This is a genomic window from Vibrio sp. GJ43-1 (assembly GCF_055808835.1).
The window spans coordinates 1,482,929-1,504,196 of the sequence record NZ_CM147884.1 but is presented as its reverse complement, the minus strand read 5'-3'; the positions used below and the strand labels follow the sequence as shown (position 1 = coordinate 1,504,196).

Annotated in this window: 20 protein-coding genes and 3 pseudogenes; 10 read left to right on the top strand and 13 right to left on the bottom strand. The window is 44.5% G+C overall.

Going from position 1 to position 21,268, the window contains the following annotated elements; genetic code table 11:
• Nucleotides 1-12 precede the first annotated feature (12 nt).
• A pseudogene (locus AC0L66_RS07290) lies at nt 13-886 on the top strand (DMT family transporter).
• A gap of 354 nt (nt 887-1,240) precedes the next feature.
• Nucleotides 1,241-2,953, top strand: a complete 1,713-nt coding sequence (locus AC0L66_RS07285) for an alkaline phosphatase family protein (RefSeq protein WP_265673526.1) — start codon at nt 1,241-1,243, stop codon at nt 2,951-2,953.
• Between the two features lie 106 nt (nt 2,954-3,059).
• Here the strand turns inward: AC0L66_RS07285 and glpD are convergent, their stop codons facing one another.
• On the bottom strand, nt 3,060-4,589 hold the full coding sequence (gene glpD / locus AC0L66_RS07280; RefSeq protein WP_473568907.1) for a glycerol-3-phosphate dehydrogenase: 1,530 nt from the start codon (nt 4,587-4,589) through the stop codon (nt 3,060-3,062).
• Nucleotides 4,590-4,998: 409 nt separating this feature from the next.
• Between glpD and glpK the strand changes: the two genes are divergently transcribed.
• A complete protein-coding gene (gene glpK / locus AC0L66_RS07275; protein ID WP_473568905.1) occupies nt 4,999-6,489 on the top strand; it encodes a glycerol kinase GlpK in 1,491 nt (496 codons plus the stop codon).
• A 329-nt stretch (nt 6,490-6,818) separates the two neighbouring features.
• On the opposite strand, the gene AC0L66_RS07270 is transcribed toward glpK, so the two are convergent.
• The 5 genes from AC0L66_RS07270 to AC0L66_RS07250 all read right to left on the bottom strand — a co-directional run bounded on the left by AC0L66_RS07270 (nt 6,819) and on the right by AC0L66_RS07250 (nt 10,464).
• Nucleotides 6,819-7,580 carry a DeoR/GlpR family transcriptional regulator gene (locus tag AC0L66_RS07270; RefSeq protein ID WP_265673523.1) on the bottom strand — a complete coding sequence of 254 codons (762 nt, stop codon included), beginning with the start codon at nt 7,578-7,580 and terminating at the stop codon, nt 6,819-6,821.
• 105 nt (nt 7,581-7,685) lie between these two features.
• On the bottom strand, nt 7,686-8,336 hold the full coding sequence (locus AC0L66_RS07265) for an HAD family hydrolase (protein ID WP_265673522.1): 651 nt from the start codon (nt 8,334-8,336) through the stop codon (nt 7,686-7,688).
• A gap of 121 nt (nt 8,337-8,457) precedes the next feature.
• Nucleotides 8,458-8,778, bottom strand: coding sequence for a pseudouridine-5'-phosphate glycosidase (locus tag AC0L66_RS07260; RefSeq protein ID WP_473568902.1), 321 nt, complete (start codon nt 8,776-8,778; stop codon nt 8,458-8,460).
• On the bottom strand, nt 8,759-9,277 hold the full coding sequence (locus tag AC0L66_RS07255; protein ID WP_473568900.1) for a pseudouridine-5'-phosphate glycosidase: 519 nt from the start codon (nt 9,275-9,277) through the stop codon (nt 8,759-8,761). The genes AC0L66_RS07260 and AC0L66_RS07255 overlap by 20 nt, the downstream gene beginning before the upstream one ends.
• 110 nt (nt 9,278-9,387) lie before the next feature.
• Nucleotides 9,388-10,464 carry a PfkB family carbohydrate kinase gene (locus AC0L66_RS07250; RefSeq protein WP_473568898.1) on the bottom strand — a complete coding sequence of 359 codons (1,077 nt, stop codon included), beginning with the start codon at nt 10,462-10,464 and terminating at the stop codon, nt 9,388-9,390.
• 231 nt (nt 10,465-10,695) lie between these two features.
• Between AC0L66_RS07250 and AC0L66_RS07245 the strand changes: the two genes are divergently transcribed.
• From AC0L66_RS07245 to AC0L66_RS07220, 6 genes are all read left to right on the top strand, one after another.
• Nucleotides 10,696-11,145: a hypothetical protein gene (locus AC0L66_RS07245; RefSeq protein WP_473568896.1), complete on the top strand. Its 450-nt coding sequence runs from the start codon at nt 10,696-10,698 to the stop codon at nt 11,143-11,145.
• Nucleotides 11,127-11,729 (top strand): HD-GYP domain-containing protein, encoded by a 603-nt coding sequence (locus AC0L66_RS07240; RefSeq protein WP_473568894.1) that lies wholly within the window; start codon nt 11,127-11,129, stop codon nt 11,727-11,729. The genes AC0L66_RS07245 and AC0L66_RS07240 overlap by 19 nt, the downstream gene beginning before the upstream one ends.
• Before the next feature lie 13 nt (nt 11,730-11,742).
• A complete protein-coding gene (locus AC0L66_RS07235; RefSeq protein ID WP_473568892.1) occupies nt 11,743-11,880 on the top strand; it encodes a hypothetical protein in 138 nt (45 codons plus the stop codon).
• 293 nt (nt 11,881-12,173) lie between these two features.
• Complete coding sequence (locus tag AC0L66_RS07230) at nt 12,174-13,313, top strand: acyl-CoA desaturase (RefSeq protein ID WP_265673518.1); 1,140 nt, start codon at nt 12,174-12,176, stop codon at nt 13,311-13,313.
• Nucleotides 13,314-13,465: 152 nt separating this feature from the next.
• Nucleotides 13,466-14,479, top strand: a complete 1,014-nt coding sequence (locus tag AC0L66_RS07225; protein ID WP_473568890.1) for an MFS transporter — start codon at nt 13,466-13,468, stop codon at nt 14,477-14,479.
• Nucleotides 14,448-14,690, top strand: a complete 243-nt coding sequence (locus AC0L66_RS07220; protein WP_473568888.1) for a hypothetical protein — start codon at nt 14,448-14,450, stop codon at nt 14,688-14,690. Before AC0L66_RS07225 ends, AC0L66_RS07220 begins: the two co-directional genes overlap by 32 nt.
• A gap of 28 nt (nt 14,691-14,718) precedes the next feature.
• Here the strand turns inward: AC0L66_RS07220 and AC0L66_RS07215 are convergent, their stop codons facing one another.
• The 3 genes and pseudogenes from AC0L66_RS07215 to AC0L66_RS07205 all read right to left on the bottom strand — a co-directional run bounded on the left by AC0L66_RS07215 (nt 14,719) and on the right by AC0L66_RS07205 (nt 17,236).
• Nucleotides 14,719-15,666 (bottom strand): sensor domain-containing diguanylate cyclase, encoded by a 948-nt coding sequence (locus tag AC0L66_RS07215; RefSeq protein ID WP_265673584.1) that lies wholly within the window; start codon nt 15,664-15,666, stop codon nt 14,719-14,721.
• Between the two features lie 5 nt (nt 15,667-15,671).
• Nucleotides 15,672-16,634: a response regulator gene (locus AC0L66_RS07210; protein ID WP_265673516.1), complete on the bottom strand. Its 963-nt coding sequence runs from the start codon at nt 16,632-16,634 to the stop codon at nt 15,672-15,674.
• 354 nt (nt 16,635-16,988) lie between these two features.
• A pseudogene (locus AC0L66_RS07205) lies at nt 16,989-17,236 on the bottom strand (DUF1289 domain-containing protein).
• A 209-nt stretch (nt 17,237-17,445) separates the two neighbouring features.
• Here AC0L66_RS07205 and AC0L66_RS07200 point away from each other — a divergent pair.
• Entirely contained in the window at nt 17,446-17,904 is a 459-nt protein-coding gene (locus AC0L66_RS07200) for an META domain-containing protein (protein WP_473568885.1), read from the top strand.
• Between the two features lie 98 nt (nt 17,905-18,002).
• Here AC0L66_RS07200 and AC0L66_RS07195 read toward each other — a convergent pair.
• The 4 genes and pseudogenes from AC0L66_RS07195 to AC0L66_RS07180 all read right to left on the bottom strand — a co-directional run bounded on the left by AC0L66_RS07195 (nt 18,003) and on the right by AC0L66_RS07180 (nt 21,165).
• A pseudogene (locus AC0L66_RS07195) lies at nt 18,003-18,945 on the bottom strand (class I SAM-dependent methyltransferase).
• Between the two features lie 29 nt (nt 18,946-18,974).
• Nucleotides 18,975-19,664: a TIGR01621 family pseudouridine synthase gene (locus AC0L66_RS07190; RefSeq protein WP_473568883.1), complete on the bottom strand. Its 690-nt coding sequence runs from the start codon at nt 19,662-19,664 to the stop codon at nt 18,975-18,977.
• A gap of 204 nt (nt 19,665-19,868) precedes the next feature.
• A complete protein-coding gene (locus AC0L66_RS07185) occupies nt 19,869-20,411 on the bottom strand; it encodes a hypothetical protein (RefSeq protein WP_473568881.1) in 543 nt (180 codons plus the stop codon).
• Nucleotides 20,365-21,165 (bottom strand): sodium-dependent transporter, encoded by an 801-nt coding sequence (locus AC0L66_RS07180; RefSeq protein ID WP_473569199.1) that lies wholly within the window; start codon nt 21,163-21,165, stop codon nt 20,365-20,367. The genes AC0L66_RS07185 and AC0L66_RS07180 overlap by 47 nt, the downstream gene beginning before the upstream one ends.
• Nucleotides 21,166-21,268: the final 103 nt, after the last annotated feature.

The window sequence follows — 21,268 nt, the reverse complement described above, 5'->3', positions numbered from 1 at the left end:
GATGTTTTCATTATGACTAACCGTTTTCGCGCTGAATTTATATTAATCTTTACCACTCTACTTGCCGGAGCTGGCTGGGTCTTCTCCAAAGAAGCCATACAGGGGCTTCCTCCTTTTGGTTTCATTGGCCTCCGCTTTTTGCTTGCGTCATTGATCCTGCTACCATTTTGTTTAAAAGCCCTTAGAACGACCAGCTTCAAGGATGGTTTGCGCGCGATGGGGGTAGGTAGTGCGCTCGGGCTGTCTATCTTTTGTTGGATTCATGCCATCTCTATCAGTGAAACACTGGGCGAAGGCGCATTTATTATGAGCCTTTCAATGCTATTCGTACCTATGGTGGCCTGGGGGTTGTTTGGAAATAAACCGAGTACGCGCATTTTGGTTATCACTCCCGATTGCACTTGTTGGGCTATTTTTGCTTTCATGGAGTGGCGGATGGCATGCACAGACCAGTCACCTATGGTTTTTAACGGCTGCAGTTGGGCTTGCTGTACACTTCAACTTAAACAGTAAATACTCAGCACGCTTATCACCGATGCTATTAACCACTCTACAGCTCTTCTCCGCAGGTTGCTTTGGGCTCATCCTTTCTTTTTGCGTCGAGTCATGGCCTGAGACTATTTCAACGGGAACATGGACATGGTTCGGGTTGAGTGTAGTTCTTGCCACCAGCTTGCGTTATTTGATGCAAACTACAGGGCAAAAGTTCGCGCAGCCAACCAACGCTGCATTACTCATGCTTCTTGAGCCAATATGGACACTGATATTAAGTATCATCATTTACTCGGAGCCCATGCCCCTCAACAAAATCGTGGGCTGCGCGGTACTACTCGGTTCACTCATTTTCTATCGCCTTAACTCCATGAGAATAGGCAAAACAGTGTAGTATTTTCTATCGGCACCTTAAATGGTGCCGCACGCTACCAGGCAGCCTATTCCCTATTCCCTATTCCCTATTCCCTATTCCCTATTCCCTATCAAGCATAAGCGATATAACTTTAAAGCAAGTAGAATCCGATACTATTAATATCGCTTAGTTATCAGATGGTTCGGCGATAATTGTCGCTATTATTCTCCCGTTATCATCGAAATTCTCCTAAGCTAAATCATATACTACTGTTTCATGGTATTCACTGGTGCAACACCTTTCGCTTCTATTCTTCAGCATAGGTTCACTACTTTGCACTCAGTAATCTGGCTTGAATATCATCGTGAAATGCATCCTTCTAAAGGAAACCTTATGCCTACTAATGAACGTTTATTACACCTTGCAAAACGCACCACTATTATCGCAACCACAGCCCTTGCAAGCTTCACTCTACACGCTGCTCAATCTCCAAAACTCGTGGTACAGATTACCGTCGATGGACTAAGAGCCGATTTGATCGAGCGCTTCAAAGATAATTTTGGCGAAGGTGGTTTTCGTTATCTTATGGATGAAGGTGTCTATTACACCAACGCTAATTACCAACACGCCAATACCGAAACCATTGTGGGCCATGTTTCGCTAGCCACTGGGGCGCCACCTTCAGTACACGGTATGGTTGGTAACGTTTGGTTTGATAGAAACCTAAACCGTTTGGTTTATAACGTTGAAGACCCAAACTACGCTATGCTGACACAGGGTTCTGGTGTCAATAAAGCCACAGAGATAGACCCTACACAAAAAACCGCTCAGGGTGATGGTCGCTCACCTGCGCCAATTTTGTCTTCAACCTTTAGCGATGAACTAGCGATCGCCAGCAGCGGTCAATCACAAGTGTATTCTGTTTCCGTTAAGGATCGAGGTGCCATTTCTCTCGCGGGTCATGCTGGAAAAGCCTTTTGGTTTTCCAAAGCTCAATCAGAGTTTGTCACCAGTGACTATTACTATGACGAAACCCCTGCATGGGTAACAAAGTGGAATGAAAAAGCACTACCTGCACGCTACTCGGGCAAAAAGTGGCAGTTGTCTTTGGATAAGGAGGCATACACCGTCATAGAACATAATCAAGATCACAAAGTCGAATTGGCGGGCTTTCAAAGAACCTTCCCGCATCCTTATGGTCCAGCATCCTTCCAATACTATTCAACTATGCTAACAGTAAGCCCAGCGGGTGATGAGATTACCGCCGATTTCGCCAACACATTAATTGCCGAGAAAAAGTTGGGGCAAGGGGATAGCACGGACTTTCTAGCGGTCAGTTTTTCTTCAAACGATTACGTCATTCACCTCTACGGCCCTTCAAGCTTAGAAACGGAAGACAATCTGATCCGTCTTGACCGCACGCTTGCGGCTATGTTCGAGTCTATCGACAAATCTGTGGGGTTAGATAACACCTTAATTGTGCTTTCTGCCGATCACGGAGTACCTGAAGCGTCACCTACTGCAAATCAGCTGGGTTTGAAGCAGCCGTTTTATTTCCAAAAAGATGCACTTTGGCAATCAGGGTTAGAAGCGAGGCTAAACACTGAATTTGGTTTAAGCAAAGAGGTTATTAAGCTCTACGCCCAGCCTTACATCTATCTTGACCATGAGATGATTAAAGACAAGAAATTGAACTTAGCCAAGGTGCAAGAAGCCGTTGCTGAGGAAGTGGTAAACATTACCGGAATTTCCAGCGCCGTCACCAGCAATGATATTGCCATGAATCAAGTCGCCAATACGCGAGTGAATCAACTCATTCGCAACAATTACCATCCTGCTCGCTCTGGCGATATTTATTTGGTTTTTGATCAAAGAACCTATATCAACGATATGGATGGGCTCACTATTGCTTCAACCCATGGTTCACCATGGCGATTCGATACTCACGTTCCGGTGATTTTTGCTGGAAATCAGTTGAAAGCGCAAACCGTGAGTCGAGCGGTGACGCCTTATGACATTGCACCAACACTGTCTAACTATCTCGGCATTAATACACCAAGCGGCGCCACGGGTGACGTACTGGTTGAAGTCGTCGACGTTAAGTAAGCGGATGCTACCAATAACCATAACAATGCCGCGACTGAAACAGAGCGGCATTGTTATTTATGGTATGTGCAAAAAACAGCACTCATCAAACACAGACGCTATTATCTCAACCCACCGATTTCAGTGATGGTCTGTCGCGTTTTAGCGCCACCGAAGCGATGTATTCCGTTAGCGCGTTCAATTGAATGTTATCTATCGCCAAACCCAACTTGCCACGGCGCCATAACATATCCTCAGCGGTCACCGCCCATTCAGCGTCGATCAAATAATCCACCTCGACTTGATACAGTCCTGCACCAAATGTCTGTCCTAAATCCCCTATCGCCTGCTTGCCTTCTAATAGCGTATAAATCATGGTTCCATAAGCGTATACCCATCGCTTAACCAAAGACTCCTCCATCCAGCGATGTTCGTTCATCACCTCGGCAACTAAGCTTTCGCGATTAGAGAAATTACCTCCGGGTAGTGCTGCGGTTCGGGTCCACTCAGGTCCCATTTTCGGAAAAAATGGCGCAAGTTTATCGACAGCGGCTTGCCCCAGTTTTCGATAGGTGGTGAGCTTACCACCAAAAATAGACAATAAGGGGGCATCGTTAAGGGAATCATCCAACTCAATCGTGTAATCGCGAGTAACCGCCTGAGGGTCATCTGACTCGTCATCGCATAGCGGTCTAACGCCTGACCATGTAGTAATAATATCGTCTGCGCTAATTGTGTGGTTAAAATGCTGATTGACCACATCACACAAGTAGGCAATTTCACTATCGTCGATCGTCACCTCACTTGGGTTACCCTGATATTCAACATCCGTCGTTCCTACTAATGAGTAGTGCTCCATATAAGGAATCACAAACACAATCCGGTTATCTTCATTTTGTAAAATGAACGCCTTGTCACCGCTGTACATTCGAGGCACAACAATATGGCTACCTTTTACTAAGCGAATACTACGGGGCGAAACCATATCAAGCTGGCGGTCAAAAAAACGGTCAACCCAAGGTCCTGCCGCATTCACTAACGCCTTGCAACGAACGCTAGACACGTCCCCTGTCAAGCGGTGTTCAATGTCAATTTGCCATTCGTCGTTACTACGCTGCGCTTTAATGCATTTGGCTCGGGTATGTATTTCTGCACCTTTCTCCCTCGCCAATTTTGCATTGGTTACCACTAAACGGGCATCATCAACCGCGCAATCTGAATATTCGAAACCAACTGTCATTTCTGATTTTAACGGACTTTCCTCACCTGTAAACGTTACACCATGGCTTCGAGCTAAAGACACGCGCTTGCCTAACGTGTCATACAAAAACAGTCCCGCTCGAATCATCCAAGCTGGACGTAGATGCGCGCGATGAGGAAGCTGAAAACGGAGAGGAGAGACAAGGTGTGGGGCGTTTTTCAGTAATACCTCTCTCTCCGCAAGCGCTTCTGACACTAACCGAAACTCATAGTGCTCTAAATAGCGCAAGCCTCCATGAATCAGTTTACTGCTAGCAGATGAAGTCGCAGAGGCAAGATCATTCATTTCATAGAGTGCAACTTTCAATCCACGACCTGCAGCATCCGCAGCCACTGCAACGCCGTTTATCCCGCCGCCAATCACCACTAAATCATACATTTTTGTTGAGATATCCATCTTTGCTCACCCTTTTTCGAAACCGAATAACACGCGTCAGCGCTCGTTTAATTAACTATAATGTTCGCAAACGAAAAAATCGAGCGTTTTGTATACTTATTTATATTTCTTAACGCTGGGCTATTTTTGTCACACTTCGTTAATACTTAAGTGTTACAAGGCAAGTTTTGCGAGATAGGTACAAGCAAATTGTTCGAATAATTATTAAACTGTCTTGAGTTGTACGCTAGCATGGTCGATAACGAACATTTAGAACCGTAACGTGACAAAGGTAGTAACCGCCAATGTGTCCAACGTTGTTCACTAGGATTAAGTTCGCTAGGATTAATCACGCAGTTCGGTGAGATACAGCACACTATTGGGGATTTTAAAATCCAATCTATTTCCATAAAAACAAAATGAGAACGATATGAACCAGCATAAAAAAGTCGTCGTTGCATTAGACCAAGGTACTACTAGCTCACGCGCTATCGTCTTCGACCGCGATGCCAACGCCGTGTGCTCAGCACAAAGAGAGTTCACTCAAATCTATCCGCAACCAGGTTGGGTCGAACATGATCCTATGGAGATATGGGCAACACAGCGTTCATCTTTGACCGAAGTGCTTGCTCAAGCGGATATCGCCAACGAAGATGTTGCCGCCATTGGCATTACTAACCAACGTGAAACCACCATCGTTTGGGACAAAGAGTCCGGTCAACCCATTTACAATGCCATTGTTTGGCAATGTCGCCGCACGGCCAACTTTTGTGACCAACTCAAGCAAGATGGTCATGACACCATCATTAACCAACGTACCGGACTGGTCGTTGACGCGTACTTTTCTGCCTCTAAAATTGCGTGGATACTCGACAACGTCGACGGAGCTCGTGAGCGAGCCGAAAAAGGTGAGTTGCTATTTGGCACCGTAGACACTTGGTTAGTTTGGAAGCTCACTCATGGTAAGTCGCATGTGACCGATGTCAGTAACGCCTCGCGAACGATGCTATTTAATATTCATACGCTGCAATGGGATAGCACTCTGCTTGATATTTTTAATATCCCTAAGTCGATGCTCCCCGACGTCAAATCAAGCAGTGAGATATATGGCTATGCTCATATTGGTGGTGGGACAGAACACATTCCAATCAGTGGTATTGCTGACGATCAACAAGCGGCACTTTTTGGTCAACAATGCTTTAAAAAAGGCATGGTAAAAAACACTTACGGTACTGGGTGCTTTCTATTAATGAACACGGGTGGCACACCCATGCGCTCTAAGCACGGTCTACTGACGACGATCGGCTACCAAGTTGGGGACAGCGTGACCTACGCATTAGAAGGCAGCGTCTTTATGGGTGGGGCGACGATTCAGTGGCTTCGTGATGAACTGGGCTTAATCCGTGATGCACAAGACACGCAGTATTTTGCAGAAAAAGTTAGTGACACAAATGGCGTGTACTTGGTGCCTGCATTTGTTGGGCTAGGAGCCCCGTATTGGGACCCACATGCTCGTGGTTCTTTAACAGGACTCACACGAGGTACCAATCGCAATCACATCATTCGTGCCGCACTAGAATCCATTGCCTATCAAAGCCGCGATGTACTTCTTGCGATGGAAGAAGACTCTGGTATCAAGCTGACCCAAATTCGTGTCGATGGCGGTGCGGTTGCCAATGACTTCTTAATGCAATTTCAAGCCGATATTATGGGCAGTAAAGTCGTTAGACCCGTTGTGCGTGAATCCACCGCATTGGGTGCTGCTATGTTAGCGGGGCTGGCGACTGGGTTTTGGCAAAGCCAAGATGAACTGGCTGATAAAAAAGAGATTGAGCGTGTATTCCGTCCAGCCATTGATCGGCAGCAACGTGACACCCTATATCGCGGTTGGGAAGAGGCTATCGGGCGGACTAAATCCTAATTCCGAGACGTTTCGCAACGTCGACAGGGCTTTACTAGAGCCTAAATATTATAGTTTTATGGGAACCTAAATAAAAAAAGCCTTGCTGCACAACACAGCAAGGCAACATCAGTACCGTATCTAATCGATACTATGTCTAAGTTGGATGCGCGACCGAGTTGAAAGTGGACGATCAACTGCTCACGTGGATTATTACATCACATTCATCTCGCTCACTACAGCAGATAACCTCATCAATAAGTGTCAAAGCTACAGCATTTAATAACGAATTGTATCTAAATATAAAAGACCATACATTTAGCATGAAAATGGGCTCATCCAACTTGTGTTTATTCGCACACATACCAATCAATATCACTTTGTTCCATGATATCAATAAGCTCTTGTGGCGGCTGTTCATCGGTAAAAAATGCATCAACCTGAGAAATATGCCCTAAATTCACCATAGCCCCACGGTTAAACTTCGTGCTATCTGCCGCTAATAATGTTTGACCGGAACACTCCATGATAGCTTGCGCAATACGAACTTCAGAAAAATCAAAGTCAAGTAAACTGCCGTCTTCATGGATTCCAGAGATACCTAAGATGCCAAAGTCTAGACGAAACTGTTCAATGAACTCTTTCGCCGCTTCACCAATAATGCCACCATCTTTATTACGGATCTGTCCACCAGCAACAATGACGGTGAAATCATCTTTTACTCGCAAAATGTTCGCGACGTTAATGTTGTTGGTTACGACTTTCAGGTCTTGATGATTCAATAGTGCGAGAGCGACCGCTTCTGTCGTCGTACCAATATCAATAAATAGTGACGAACCATTTGGGATTCGACGCACCAAAGCATTCGCAATCCGTGTCTTCTCTTCTTGATAATGAACTTTTCTCGCCGAATAGGCTTCGTTCTCAGTACTTGAATGCAATGATGCACCGCCGTGGTGGCGTGTGACCAATCCCTGTTTAGCTAAATCATTTAGATCGCGACGAATGGTCTGTGGGCTAACCCCAAATTCGTCAACAAACTCTTCGGTATTGACAAAACCGCTTTGTGTCAGCATCGCAAGAATTTCACGATGGCGCTGCGTTTGCTTCAAAACGTCACTCCACTATTCTCCAAGAAATTCAATTATATACCCAAATGACTTCAAAATGCAGAATTCATCACGCGTTCGAAGAGGCAATTTGGGAACAGATACAAACTATTTTGATAACTCCAGGTAGACGGAGAATAGTGATTCATGCGTATGTGGATTTAGTGCGCGTACTTCATCACAAGGCTCAACCAGATCAAGGATTTGATAAGTTTTCATCGTCGCCGCCATGGCTGATTTCACACCATTATTGGAGTCTTCAAACGCCAAACAAGTCTTCGGTTCAACACCTAATCGTTGTGCCGCAAGTAAGTAAATTTCTGGATGAGGCTTGCCATGTGTCACTTCGCATCCCGTCGTGATATTACTAAAATACGCGTCTAATCCCGCGAGTTTAAGTTTCACCTCAGCGACATCACGCTGCGTAGATGTGGCAACGGCCAAAGGAATGTTATTTGACGTTAGCCAATCAAGAAGTGCAATGGCCCCCTTTTTAACCGGAATCGCTTGATGAAGTACCACAGCATCGTAGTTTTTACGCCATTCTTGATGGATCAATTCATAGTCAATCACATCTTTGTAGCCCTCGGTAAGACGAGTACGGATCGTTTTCGCATTGCAACCTATGATTGAAAGGTACAGCTCTTCAAAAAACGGTACCCCAAGTGTTTGACAGGCTTCACTAAACACCTTTTTACATACATTCTCGGTATCGAGTAACAATCCATCCATGTCGAAGATTGCGGCTTTAAACATCATAAGGCTCACTTAACTAACAAAAATTGCTAGCATTTTGCCTTAACTATTTAATGATTACTACCGCAGGTCCTGTCAGCGTTTTACTACGGCATCTCAATTAGCGCAACCTGTAGGGTATGTGCTAGCTTTGGCAATACTCTTTGGCAATCTCAGCGCCTAACTTAGCATTATTGAGTACCAATTGAATGTTTGAGTCCAAGCTGTTTCCACCCGTTAATTCGCAGACGCGCGCCAATAAAAATGGTGTAGAGTCTTTGCCCGATATACCTTGCTCATCCGCTTCTGCCAACGCCTGCTCGATAACGGCATTAATTCGTTCAACAGGCATTGCAAACTCTTGCGGTATTGGATTGGCTACCACAACCCCACCAGTTAATCCCATCGTCCACTTTGCTTTCAAGGCCGCTGCAATCTGCTGTGCACTATCTAGGCGATAGTCCACCCCGTGCTCGCTTTCTCGCGTATAAAACAGCCGGTAAGCTACTTGTCTGATAACCAATCACTGGAACGCCCTGTGTTTCAAGGTATTCACGCGTCAGTGCCAGATCTAAGATTGATTTTGCGCCCGCACAAACCACTGCCACATCGGTACTGGCCAATTCTTGAAGATCAGCTGAAATGTCAAACGTTTCCTGAGCGCCTCGATGTACGCCACCAATACCGCCTGTCGCAAACACTTTAATACCTGCCATTTCCGCAAGGATCATCGTGGCGGCGACGGTCGTTGCACCGTCTTTTTTACCCGCTACCATAAATGGGATATCACGTCGGCTCACTTTAGTCACGGCCGTACCTGCTTGACCAAGATGCGTAATTTCCGCCTCACTCAACCCGACTTTAAGTCGCCCTTCTATAATGGCGATGGTTGCCGGGGTCGCACCTGAATCTCGTATGGTTCGTTCTACAAGCAGCGCCGTCTCTACGTTACGAGGATAAGGCATACCATGTGAGATAATGGTGGACTCCAGTGCGACAATCGTAGCCGATTATTGGCTAAAGCATCGGCAACTTCCGGTAATATATCTAAATAGGTGTTTAACATGCTACTTCCTTAATCAAGCGTGTTACCGCTCTTTCTGACATAATAGTATTGATGGTCGAATTGGACTGTAAGGCTAACATCGCTGCGCCTAGCGCAAAATTTACGCTCTGTGACCAATCCCAATCGGATTATAAATCCGTGTGTCACGCCCGCCATTAGGGCATCCCCTGCCCCCGTCACATTATTCACTGCAACGTCTTGGGCAGGGATAAATTGACCAACACCTTCGCAGCTAGAAAACGCGCCTTGTCGCCCTAAACTGATGAGCATTTGGCTCACCCCTTTGTCGTGCAACCGCTTTGCTAGTTCAGGTAAATCATCTATGTGACTCAGCGTATAACCCGCCAAAAGCTCCGCTTCCGATAGGTTGGGTTTTAAGGTATGAATTTGATGGAGATAAGGGGTAAGTTTCTTGGCTTTCACACTAGACACAGGGTCAACAAATATCGGTTTATCCGCGTGGGCATAGAACAGGTAGTCCAACGCGCTTTCACTTAGGTTGGCATCAAGAACAATGGCAGAGGCGCACTTTAGAATATTGGCTCGTTTTGCCAATTGCTCTCCGGTCAGGGCATCAATTAAGGACATATCATTGAGCGCAAGTTGCAGCTCCCCTACGGGGTCATGGATAGACAGGTAAGTACTGGTTGGCTTACTGGTTACTGTCAGCACATGTTCGATACCCATGCTCGCTTGTCGACACGCGTCTTTTAATTGTTCACCCCAAAGATCATCACCAACGGCACCAATGAATTCAACCTTGCTGCCCAAACGACTGAGATTGTCTGCGATATTTCTTGCCACGCCTCCAGCACTCGATGTAAGCGCGCCAGGGTTGGAGTCGCCCATGATAAGCTCAGCATTAGATCGACCGCATAGATCCATATTGGCGCCGCCAACAACGGTCACGTATCGCTCCGGAGCGATCACGTATCCTTTACCATGAATAAACCCTTTACGAGTCAAATTCATAATATGACCCGCGACCGCACTGCGGCTTAATCCTAACTGCTCTGCCAATGTTTGCTGGGCTATCATCGGGTCTTGTTTGATTAACTCTAGAATCTGTTGCTCACGTTCCGTCATAAACATATGTCCGCATAGTCAAACACTTGTTTGCAACATTACCGTTTAAAAAAACACCAGGCAAACGTTTTCATCATCAATATCATTACCTTGATAGAGAGATCACAAGTCAAAGATGCAACTTATTGTTCATCGCTTTTCATCATTGGGTGCGAAGTTGATCACTTGAACTCACGGCATAATCCTGTCTACTATTCAAATAACCATATAAAAACTATTGATAAGAAACGTATGGATTATATTGATTGCATCTCAACAACAAACCGCGCTCTAAGCTGTCGCAATGGCATAGATGAATTATTTGACTCCCTCAAAGTCAGCTATCCACTGCTGTCACGACTCTGCGTCACCGTGACTCATTCAGATTATTTAGAGAACTTTCACGTCATTGATTCTCAGCATACTGGCGATCGTTATGATGTGGTATCAATGGCTTCTTCTTCCTGTCTGTCTCTTATGCAAATCATTGAGAATGAAGAAATTCGTATTGTCTCTGACCTAGCTGAATTACCCAACAATGAGCGAGTCAGAAAGCTCCGTTCTCTTGGACACCAAAGCAGTCTCACTATGGGTATCAAGCTGAATCAAACGGAAGGGGCACTACTTTTTTTAATTCCACGCAACCTGGCTATTTTGAAAACGGCGCCTTGCATTCGGATCTTTTGTTTGTCAAAGAAGTGATCTTTAGTCTGCTCTGTCATGATAAAAACAAACATCAGATGTTGCTCCAAGCATTAAAACTGGCGTTAAGCATTAGTCATAAACGTGATCCGGAAACAGCGGATCATTTACACCGAATGGGTCTATACAGCAAGCTCCTTGCCGAATTACTAGCGAAATCTCAGCCTATTAATCATCGGTTTATTCAATGGATTGAACTCTACGCGCCATTTCATGATATTGGGAAATATCGCATTCCTGATGAAATCCTTTTTAGCACTAAACGTTTTACGACTAAAGAAAGAAGCATCATGAATCAGCATGTTCATTATGGCGTCGATATTATTGATGATGTGTTAACGACAATTGATGCTGTTCACTCCACCAGTGCTGAAATAGAATTTTTGAAAAATATTATCCTATGTCACCATGAACGTTATGATGGTAAAGGTTATCCATTAAATCTCGCCCATACCGCAATTCCGCTGGAAGCTCGTATTGTCAGCATCGCTGATGTCTTCGATGCGCTCGTTAGCAAAAGAGCCTACAAACCGGCATGGCCTATCGAACAGACAAAACAATATATCGCGGCACAAACCGAGTAAAGCATTCGACCCAATGATCGTAGACATTCTCGTGTCTAACTTCGAACGTTTTGAAGCCATCTACCAACAATATCCGCCTCAAGAGAACGACGTGGATTGCAGTATGGCAAAACGAAAACCCACACCTAAAACGGCTAAATCAACACAATAACCCAAGACTCACTAGCTGAAGTGACCACACCTCTTTAAATTCAGCTTTAACCTTTATTTCATCTTTAACTTTTATTGTCAGCTATAACGTTTATTTCAGCTTCAGGTTAAACGTTGCAGCCTTGCTGCTTGGTACCAACCCACGCTGGATTCACGCCCATCACTTACCCTTTGTAACAACTCTTTTTATGCCATACGCCAAAATTTAATTAGTCCATTTGACTTACAACTGTACGCTGATATTCTAGCGTACAAGCGTAAGCTTAAATGGACAATCAACTCGGTCAGGAACTTATGAGCAAGACAAATAAACCTCCAATTATATGGCTAAACGTCACCATTTTTTTGGGGACATTCTTACTGGCAACACTCGGCGTGACTTGGTATGGCATCGCCTATGGCTACACGGCTCATCACTGGGTTTGGTTGGTGATTAGCTTTATTTTCTGTGGAATGTCTATCACCGCTGGATACCACCGTTTATGGTCACACAAGACCTATAATGCCCACCCTGTCATGCGTTACATTTTTGCTATCGGGGGCGCTTTTGCCTTACAAAACAGTATTCTTCACTGGTCCTCCGATCATCGTGTTCACCACAAGCATGTCGACAACAATGACAAAGATCCCTACTCTGCGAAGCGAGGGTTTTGGTATTCCCACATCGGTTGGATGTTAAGAGAGTACCAAGCATCTCGGTATACTGATTATAAGAACTGCCGAGATATACAAAAGGATCCGGTCGTTATGTGGCAACATAAATACTATGTGCCATTAGCGTTGTTGATGAATGTGGGCCTCCCTATCGGTCTTGGTTTACTTTACGGTGACTTACTCGGCTTTATGCTAGTGATTGGTGCCTTACGTTTAGTGCTAAGTCACCACACTACCTTCTTCATTAACTCGCTAGCACACGTTTGGGGCTCCCAGCCTTACACCACTAAAAATACCGCGAGAGACAATGGGGTGCTGGCCTTCCTGACCTTTGGCGAGGGCTATCATAATTTTCATCACATCTTTGAACATGACTACCGAAACGGCATCCGTTGGTGGCAGTTTGATCCCACTAAATGGCTAATTAAAAGTTGTTCTTGGTTCGGGCTCACGAGTGATCTTAAGCGTGTTTCCTCCTACAAAATAGAGAAAGCGCGATTGGCTCGAACACTCCAAGTAGCAAAAATTAAGGCGGTCTCTTTGCCGGACTCCGATCGTATCGTCGCAATGATTGAACATGAGTTTCAATTGCTTGTGTCTAAACTAAAAGAATACGACGATCTAAAAAAACAATGCATTAAAGACGCAAAGCATAATGTGAAACAGAAATATGAGCAGGCGCTCCTTTCTATTCAGTTAGAGCAACTTGAGCGTCATCTTAAGTTAAAAAAACAACAATGGCGTCACCTAGTCAATAACCCTCAGCAAGCGCTATCTTAATAGTTTGATTATTGGTGGCTGTATCTAAGCGGCCACCTAATCTCACCAGAATATCTATCCATTCCATTCAAATAATTTGACGCTCAGTGACCTCCTACTCGGCTTCTATTTCTTTTACACTGTTAGCTCGATCTACTTATCGCACCTGAAAAATGAAACGATCTTCCTTATGGTTAACAAGCCAAGCCTCCATGGGCATTGTCCAATGGATTGGCGTCGCCATTATTCTTGCCCCACTCATTTTACAACGCACATCTAGTGGCTTATTGGTCGGTCAGGTCATGTTAATTTTGGGACTGACTGGCTTAGTGGCACCGCTGCTCGGTGCTATAGCCGACCGCTACTTACTCCATCGCCAATTACATCTAAGTGCGATGCTTTGTCACTGTGTCGCTTTATTTATTTTAATATTCGTCAATCAGACTCATTGGCACTATTGGTTTGTCGCATTGTGCATTGGTTTAGGAAGCAATCTCTTACTCATTCTAAATCCAACCTTTGCGATTCGCCTAAACCAAGAGGCAAAAGAAAAAGCCAATGCGTTGAGGTTGCTCTTTCAATTTCAAATGGTTGGAGTGGTTGTCGCAGGCGTCGCCATGGGCGTCGTGCATCTGTTTTCCCTTTCAACCAACATGCAACTTGCCGTATTACTGGCACTGGATATCGGCTGCCTCACCATCACCCTATTACATCCGCCACAATCTATTCCGTCATCACCAGAGAGCACTGAAAGTAACGTCAGTTCAAATGACGCAATGGCAAGAAAGAGCTCAAGGACACTTTGGTTTGGTTTCGTTTTGTGTGTTTTGTTGTCTATGTTTGTGGGTTCGAATATGGTTGAAATGGGGCCCGTGATTATTGCTCAGGCTTTTGGTGTCGACCTGTCTCATTCTTCATTTGGTATGGCAGCAGCAGCGCTTATTACTTTCGTCGCGTTAGCTCCAGCAGGAAAGTGGATGGAAAAACATGGCGGCCACATGCTTTGGCTAGGAACGGTATTCATTAATACCTTCGTTGGCGTCAGTATTTGGTTCATGTTTGGAAACGATGTCTTAGCACTATTTCCGCTGTCGTTGATACTTATATCAATCATAAATGGCGCATGGAATGATATCTCCATTGCCAGTTTCGCTGATGAAATTAGCCCTTTTGGATCGAGCGACTAGCCAAGGTTACATGGCTGCTGCGGTCTCTGTCGGATTTTCTATAGGGACTTATATCGTCGGTTACCAACTGGATCATCAGGATATCCAGGGTGTGATGGCATTCTTAGCAATAAGCGGTATTGGCGTCTTAGTCGCGGCAGGCATCGTGATGTCGATGTATCACTACGGCAATACCGCTGTGCGAAACCAATCCAAAGCTCCCATGCCGTAGCGCTAGTCTGCATCGTTTAAGCGCAAAGTTAGCTAGCGATATTGGTACTGTTTCGTCCCGCTTCTTTTGATTGATAAAGGGCTTTGTCTGCTCGCTTTAACCACTCAACATGGTTGCTATCGTCGGTCGTTAATTCCGCAATCCCCAGACTAATGGTGTACTTTAGTGAACCCTCTGTTGTCTCGATATCGAGTGATTCAATACGCTTTCTTAACCGCTCTGCAAAATAATACGCTTGATCGGCGGTGGTATCGTTTAGCAACACAGCAAACTCCTCTCCACCATACCGCCCACAAACATCACTGCCTCTCGCCGCTTTGCTTAATTGACTCGCCGTTTCTTTAATCACTTCATCACCAAAAGAGTGACCAAAGTTGTCATTAACTCGTTTAAAATAATCAATATCAAACATAACTAACGTCGGTTGTCGGTTTTTTGTTTTGGCTTCATTGAACGCTTCAATCACACACGATTCCCAGTAAGCACGATTAAATAACCCAGTTAATCCATCAACCCGCCCCAATTCTGTCAGCTTCTCATTCGAGCGTTTTAAATGCATCTGGCTTTTGGCAATATCAGAGACATCTTGCAGCATGATAGCAAAATGGGTGATCTCTCCGGTTGGTGATTTTAAAGGCGTGATAACCATGTTCTGATACATGTTTAACAGCCCTTGAGAAATGGGAGAGAAGTTTTTAAATTCAAAAATAATCGGTCTGTCTTTCCAATTAGAAAAACCACGCGTGCGCATTTTTTCCGTTGAACTCAGCTTAGTCTTGAGCCATTTTTCTGGGAGATTTGGATAACATTCAAATAGACTTCTACCCATGATTTGATCCGCATTCACCCCACTGTAGTTTTGCATAAAACTGTTCCAAGCACAGACCTTATGCTCTTTATCTACCACAATTAGTCCCGCGTCTAAGGTATCTATAAGCTGCATCGTCCAATGAAAGTCGGACAACTCTAATGTCATCGTTTTCAATGTAATATCTCCATTTGCCGATGAATAATATCCACGGATTCTTGGTCAAACATAAATAATACAGAGCAATTTAAGTCCAACGTTTCTGCGTCATAGGTATATTCAGTGGTAAAGATGTACTCAGAGTCACTCATCATTGAGTTTTGAGGCGCGAAATGGTCGATTCGTAATGGCTCTCGCAAAGAGAACTCAACCCCCAACTGTTCAGACATTGAAACTAGAAAAGAAGAAACCAACACATTTGATAAATTCACCACTAATTCATCTCGAGTACATTCGCCTTGATCGAACCCAAACCTCAAACCGACTTGATTAATGTCACTGCCAGTAATGCAAATTAGCGCCTCACCATGCATGCCACCACCAACAAATCGTTGTGCGACCGTATAGTTATCCTCGCGGCTAAGGTTGTCCTCTATCATCATGGTCACTTCACCAAAAGAAAGATCTCCAACGGTAGGCACGGGTAATTGAATGAACTCTTTTAACTGCTGGGCAATAATCGCTGCGCCTTTACCGAGGGCAATATTGGCGGTTTCACGAAACCGTTCGACACTTTGTTTAATGGTAAAGACTTGCTTGACGTGCTCCGGAAGGCGAAATTTCAGGCCTAAATCATGAAATAGCGGTTCGGCAATGTCTTGCTTTAGTGGTTTTTCAATAAACGCATAGGCGCCCAATTGATAACAACGTTCTTGTGCTTTTTGTTGAATATCACCAGATATCACTACAATATTTGTGGTTATAGATTCATGCTTCATTAGGGCTAACACTTCGAAGCCATCCATTTTCGGCATAGTGAGGTCCAAAAACATGAGGTCGATGCTACCTTCTCTAAGAATATCAAGAGCTTGATATCCATCTTCAGCAAAAATAATATGGCTGTTCTTTGGTGCTTCGATGCTTCTCTCTAAGCTCTTTCGAGCGACGGAAGAATCGTCACAAATAAGTATCTGCATGAATCTATTCGCATTTTACATAACTGTTCCCAACTATATAAACAGAATTCTCATTTGGTAGCCAGAAAATTCATGAACGAAGATCACACTTCTCGTGCTTACTCACGCTTCTTGAAAATTCGCGGCTAATACCATCACAATTAATAAATTTCACTGCGTTTTATAATATATGCGAAATTTTAGACCGCTATTTACCGAACTGTGTCGTTGCTCGTATGCAGGCAACCCTAGCCGTAAATAATCGTGATTCGCGCCGTATAGTCACAAACTGAGGTAACTCAGATCGGAATCATGATACTAGAGCGTAATGAACAGAGGTTAACATGTAGGAAAGGGGAAATACCTGACGCAAACTCAGAATAAGTTTTGTTGTGGATTTGACGGCTCATTTTGTAAAGCATCATCCTGTTTAGCGTTGGCCATTTTTCGTCGATAACGCTGACGACACAATTTTATAATATGCAGTTGTTGAGTTGGAGTAAAAGACAACCAGTTAAAACGCTCCTCTCTTTTCTCATGCACCCTTGGCAATAGCCTTTAGTATCAACCGTACATACTCCAACACATGGGCTAGGAACGTTGAAAAACTCTAATTGTTCCATCACAGACCTCCCTTACGCTGTAGTCTAGAATTCAACTTAGTAAGAATAGTCTCAAATTAATACAATTTAATAATTCTTGCTGTTAATTCGATCGTATATTATCGGTAGCCCTAAAAAAACACTATACTAAAGATAACGCTCGCCTGACAAAAAACAGTGTTTTATTAATTATACTTATCAATAATTTCATTTAGTTGGAGACACATACTATGAAGATTTTTTCAAAGACGCTACTGGCTGCTATCGCGGTACCTGTATTACTCACCGCGTGTACTACTGCAAATAACAGTGCAGAGGAACCTATGGCAACCGTAACCGCTCAGGATCTTCAACACCACAACTGGAACCTCGTGCAGATTGATGGCAAAGCGATTCAACTCGACGAACAAGGTCAGCAACCTCGCCTAGAGATCGGTGAGAAAATGACGGCAAACGGCAGCGCTGGGTGTAATAACTTCTTTGGTCAAGGTGAACTCAAAGATGGTCAATTCCGCATCGAAAAAATGGGTATGACCATGAAGATGTGTGGCGATACTGCAATGAACGTTGAGATGACAATGTCAAAAGCACTGTCCGACTGGAGCGAAATCCATCTAACAAAAGACAGCCTAGAGCTTAAAGGTAGCGAGCATACGCTAACATTTGAATTGAAAGATTGGGTAAACTAATCACCTAATGATGAAAAAACGGCACCTGCTATAGGTGCCGTTTTTTATATCTGCTCATCACTTCACATGGGCAATATAGAGTCTCGCAAAGCTACTGGCTAGTTTGTTGTTCTAAACAGCAGTACTTTCAAACTCGCATCAGGGTCAATATCAGCAAACTCTGACGGATTGTCTAGCCGCTCAACAAACTGCAGTCCCGGCGCTTCTTCCTTCATACCATCAATCAGGAAATCAGGGGTAACGACTGGCGAATTAACACATGCGATGACTTCGCCACTCTCCGTCATTAATTCAGGTAAGCGACGTAAGATCTTTTTATAGTCTTTGGTGAGTGCGAAACTGCCTTTTTGAAAAGATGGCGGATCAATAATCACTAACTCATAAGGGCCACACTTCTTAATTTTTCCCCACGACTTGAAAATGTCGTAGCCTAAAAATGTGACATTTGAAAGATCATGGCCATTGGCACGGTGATTCTCTCGACCTTTATTTAGTGACGAGCGAGCCATATCAACGTTAACAACTTGTGTCGCGCCCCCTTCCATTGCGGCAACAGAAAAGCCACACGTATAGGCAAAGAGATTAAGCACCCGCTTCCCTTCTGCGTTGGCTTTCACCCAATCCCGACCCAAGCGCATATCTAAGAACAAACCGAAGTTTTGGTTACGCCCGATATCCAATTGGTACTTACAGCCAGACTCCATCACCACAGGACGTGTATCTAATTCTCCCCAAACGACACTCATAGGCGCTCCATCTAGGTAGCGATGCTGAATCGCAACACACTGCCCAGCTTTGGCTTGCCATAACTCACTGTTCACTATTTGCTCTAAACCATCCGTCAACGCATTAATGAAGCTTTCATCCACTTCCTTAAAAACATTCACCAACAACTGATTGTTTACCCAATCACAAGTGAGTTGCTCTAATCCAGGCCAACGCTTACCTCGTCCATGGAAAAGCTTAGCGAACTTCATTCGGTGCTAAAGTTAATTGTGATGTTACTTCTTCAAAAAACTCGAGCAAATTATCTTTATGCATCGTTATTCTCCACGAATCTTAGCCTCTCACTATTTTTTCGGCCACGCCAGGTCCCAAGGTGTCTCCCAAGTACGAATGGCTTTGCTCACTGCGTCTGAATGCCATTTGTCACCATAAATCGCATTGCTTCTTGGATCACACACAAACTCGTAGTCCGTGCCTAAACAAGTAAAACGCAACGCGAAAGCATGAAGGTAACCACGGTCGGATTCTGAACTGACGTTATATATAGGATCCCCTACAATCGCCGACCCCACCGACTTTAATGCGACTCGAATTTGGTGAGTCTTACCCGTTAGAGGGCGGCAAAGAAAAACCCGCTCGCCATTCTCACCAGCCACTGAAAAGAATTGAGTCGTGGCGGGGTTAGTTTTCGTCGCCATCAATTTCCACATAGAACGCCGTGAACGCTCCATATCACCGGAAATTAGTCCCTGTTTCTTTTTCGGTTTCTTCTCGCCAATCGCTAAATAGAACTTCTCTATCTGTTTATTGGCAAAAAGTTGTGACAATTCGGCAGCAATCGTAGCATTCTTGGCTAACAGTAAAATACCTGACGTCATCTTGTCCAAACGATGCACAAGATACAGCTTAGCGTCGCCCGTTACTTTTGCGACCTCTTCCACCAGCATGGTATCGCCATCGTCTTTATGTACGCTGACGCCGGGGTGTTTATTGATGACCACAAAATGGTCATTTTCAAATTGAATATCAAACATAGACACTACACAGGGCAAATTACTGGCGCCGATCATACACAAAACAAAGCAAATGGGCAGCGATAATAGCGTTAGCATCATTTTCAATGGGACAAATAACAAATGCCAATCGTACAGAGTCCGATTGGCATTAAATCATCAGCGTTGAAGCGAACACAAGACACAAAGCTCAAGCTACAAGCATAGCCCTCGCGTTAGTCATGCTTAAAGAAACGGGTAGGTAAATACCGTTAAGATAGCCACTGGGCACACAAACTTGACATACCATGGCCAGATCTTCCAAAACCACGTCGTCTCAATCTCTGGATGACCCTGCTTAATTTCTTGAAGAAGGGCGTTTCTATGCCAAACCCATCCAATCACGACTGCCCATACCACTCCGAGTAACGGCTGCATGTACATGGTTGAAGCGGTGGCGACCCAATCAAACAATAAACCAAAGTTGGCGGCAATAATGGTACTGCAAAGTAGGATAATTCCCCCTAGCATCATTGCTGCTTTATCGCGCTTAATGTTCATTTCTTCGTGTAAACAAGCAACTGGCACTTCTAGCATTGCTATCGACGAGGTTAAAGCTGCGATAACCATTAAAGCAAAGAATGCCACACTGAGAAACTCACCAACAAACCCCATAGTGTCAAACAAACTTGGTAGTACCACAAAAACCAGGTTGCCAGAGCTAATCAGTTCGCCCACTTCATTAAAAATCTGTACGCCATTCGCTCTTGCTACGAACATGGCTGGCATAATTAGAAGCCCAGCTGAAAACGCGACACCGAGTGTCAATAATCGCGACCTGTCCTGCGGTTTTAGGGATGTTGACGTCTTTTTTCAAATACGAACCGTAGACCATCATCGCGCCTACGCCTAAGGAAAGCGAAAAGAAAGCCTGACCCATCGCGTTAACCACAAGTGCTGCATTGACATGACTCCAATCTGGAATCAGGTACATTTTCAAACCTAAGTCATTGCACCATCTTGAGTTAGGATGTAGATAATCAATAACAAAAACAGACCAAACAGCAGCGGCATCAATCGCGACGACCATTTTTTCAATACCATCAGCGACACCGCGTCGAACAACAAATACCGTCAGCGACATAAACAACACGGTCAAAAAGACGTTTCGCCCGGTACTAAAGGTCACCAACCAATCCGCAAGGCTGTGGAGTCCAATCAACTGAAGGATCGGTTCTGCACCGAAACCAATTAGCCAGCCTGCTAAAATGGCATAAAAGCTAAGAATCATTGAAGCAGTAAGCATTGCTATGCTACCAAACGCAACTGCAAGGAACTTGTTTTTTGTCCATATTTTTCGCAATGACGCGATAGGGTTAGATTGCCCAAAGCGACCAATCGTTAACTCTGCAACCAGCATTGGGTAAGCTAAAAGCGCCATCATTAACAGGTAAATTAAAAGGAAGGCGGCGCCGCCATTGCTTGCCGTTTGGGTTGGGAATCCCCAAACGTTGCCTAGACCGACAGCAGAGCACGGCTGCAGCCATGATAAAGCCGAAGCGGGAAGTAAATTGTCCTCGGGTGGAACTTGTCATTATTGGTACCAATTTTCGTCATGATTTGACGAAGTAGCTGGTTACTATCCT

Bases quoted from the DNA above. Each gene is read 5' to 3' on its own strand.
- AC0L66_RS07210 (WP_265673516.1), bottom strand. From the start codon at position 16,634: ATGCAGATACTTATTTGTGACGATTCTTCCGTCGCTCGAAAGAGCTTA.
- AC0L66_RS07185 (WP_473568881.1), bottom strand. From the start codon at position 20,411: ATGCCAGCCATGTTCGTAGCAAGAGCGAATGGCGTACAGATTTTTAAT.
- AC0L66_RS07220 (WP_473568888.1), top strand. From the start codon at position 14,448: ATGAAATTAGCCCTTTTGGATCGAGCGACTAGCCAAGGTTACATGGCT.
- AC0L66_RS07235 (WP_473568892.1), top strand. From the start codon at position 11,743: ATGATCGTAGACATTCTCGTGTCTAACTTCGAACGTTTTGAAGCCATC.
- AC0L66_RS07250 (WP_473568898.1), bottom strand. From the start codon at position 10,464: ATGACGGAACGTGAGCAACAGATTCTAGAGTTAATCAAACAAGACCCG.
- glpK (WP_473568905.1), top strand. From the start codon at position 4,999: ATGAACCAGCATAAAAAAGTCGTCGTTGCATTAGACCAAGGTACTACT.
- glpD (WP_473568907.1), bottom strand. From the start codon at position 4,589: ATGGATATCTCAACAAAAATGTATGATTTAGTGGTGATTGGCGGCGGG.
- AC0L66_RS07255 (WP_473568900.1), bottom strand. From the start codon at position 9,277: ATGCCTTATCCTCGTAACGTAGAGACGGCGCTGCTTGTAGAACGAACC.
- AC0L66_RS07200 (WP_473568885.1), top strand. From the start codon at position 17,446: ATGAAGATTTTTTCAAAGACGCTACTGGCTGCTATCGCGGTACCTGTA.
- AC0L66_RS07265 (WP_265673522.1), bottom strand. From the start codon at position 8,336: ATGATGTTTAAAGCCGCAATCTTCGACATGGATGGATTGTTACTCGAT.
- AC0L66_RS07225 (WP_473568890.1), top strand. From the start codon at position 13,466: ATGAAACGATCTTCCTTATGGTTAACAAGCCAAGCCTCCATGGGCATT.
- AC0L66_RS07215 (WP_265673584.1), bottom strand. From the start codon at position 15,666: ATGACATTAGAGTTGTCCGACTTTCATTGGACGATGCAGCTTATAGAT.
- AC0L66_RS07230 (WP_265673518.1), top strand. From the start codon at position 12,174: ATGAGCAAGACAAATAAACCTCCAATTATATGGCTAAACGTCACCATT.
- AC0L66_RS07190 (WP_473568883.1), bottom strand. From the start codon at position 19,664: ATGTTTGATATTCAATTTGAAAATGACCATTTTGTGGTCATCAATAAA.
- AC0L66_RS07285 (WP_265673526.1), top strand. From the start codon at position 1,241: ATGCCTACTAATGAACGTTTATTACACCTTGCAAAACGCACCACTATT.
- AC0L66_RS07245 (WP_473568896.1), top strand. From the start codon at position 10,696: ATGGATTATATTGATTGCATCTCAACAACAAACCGCGCTCTAAGCTGT.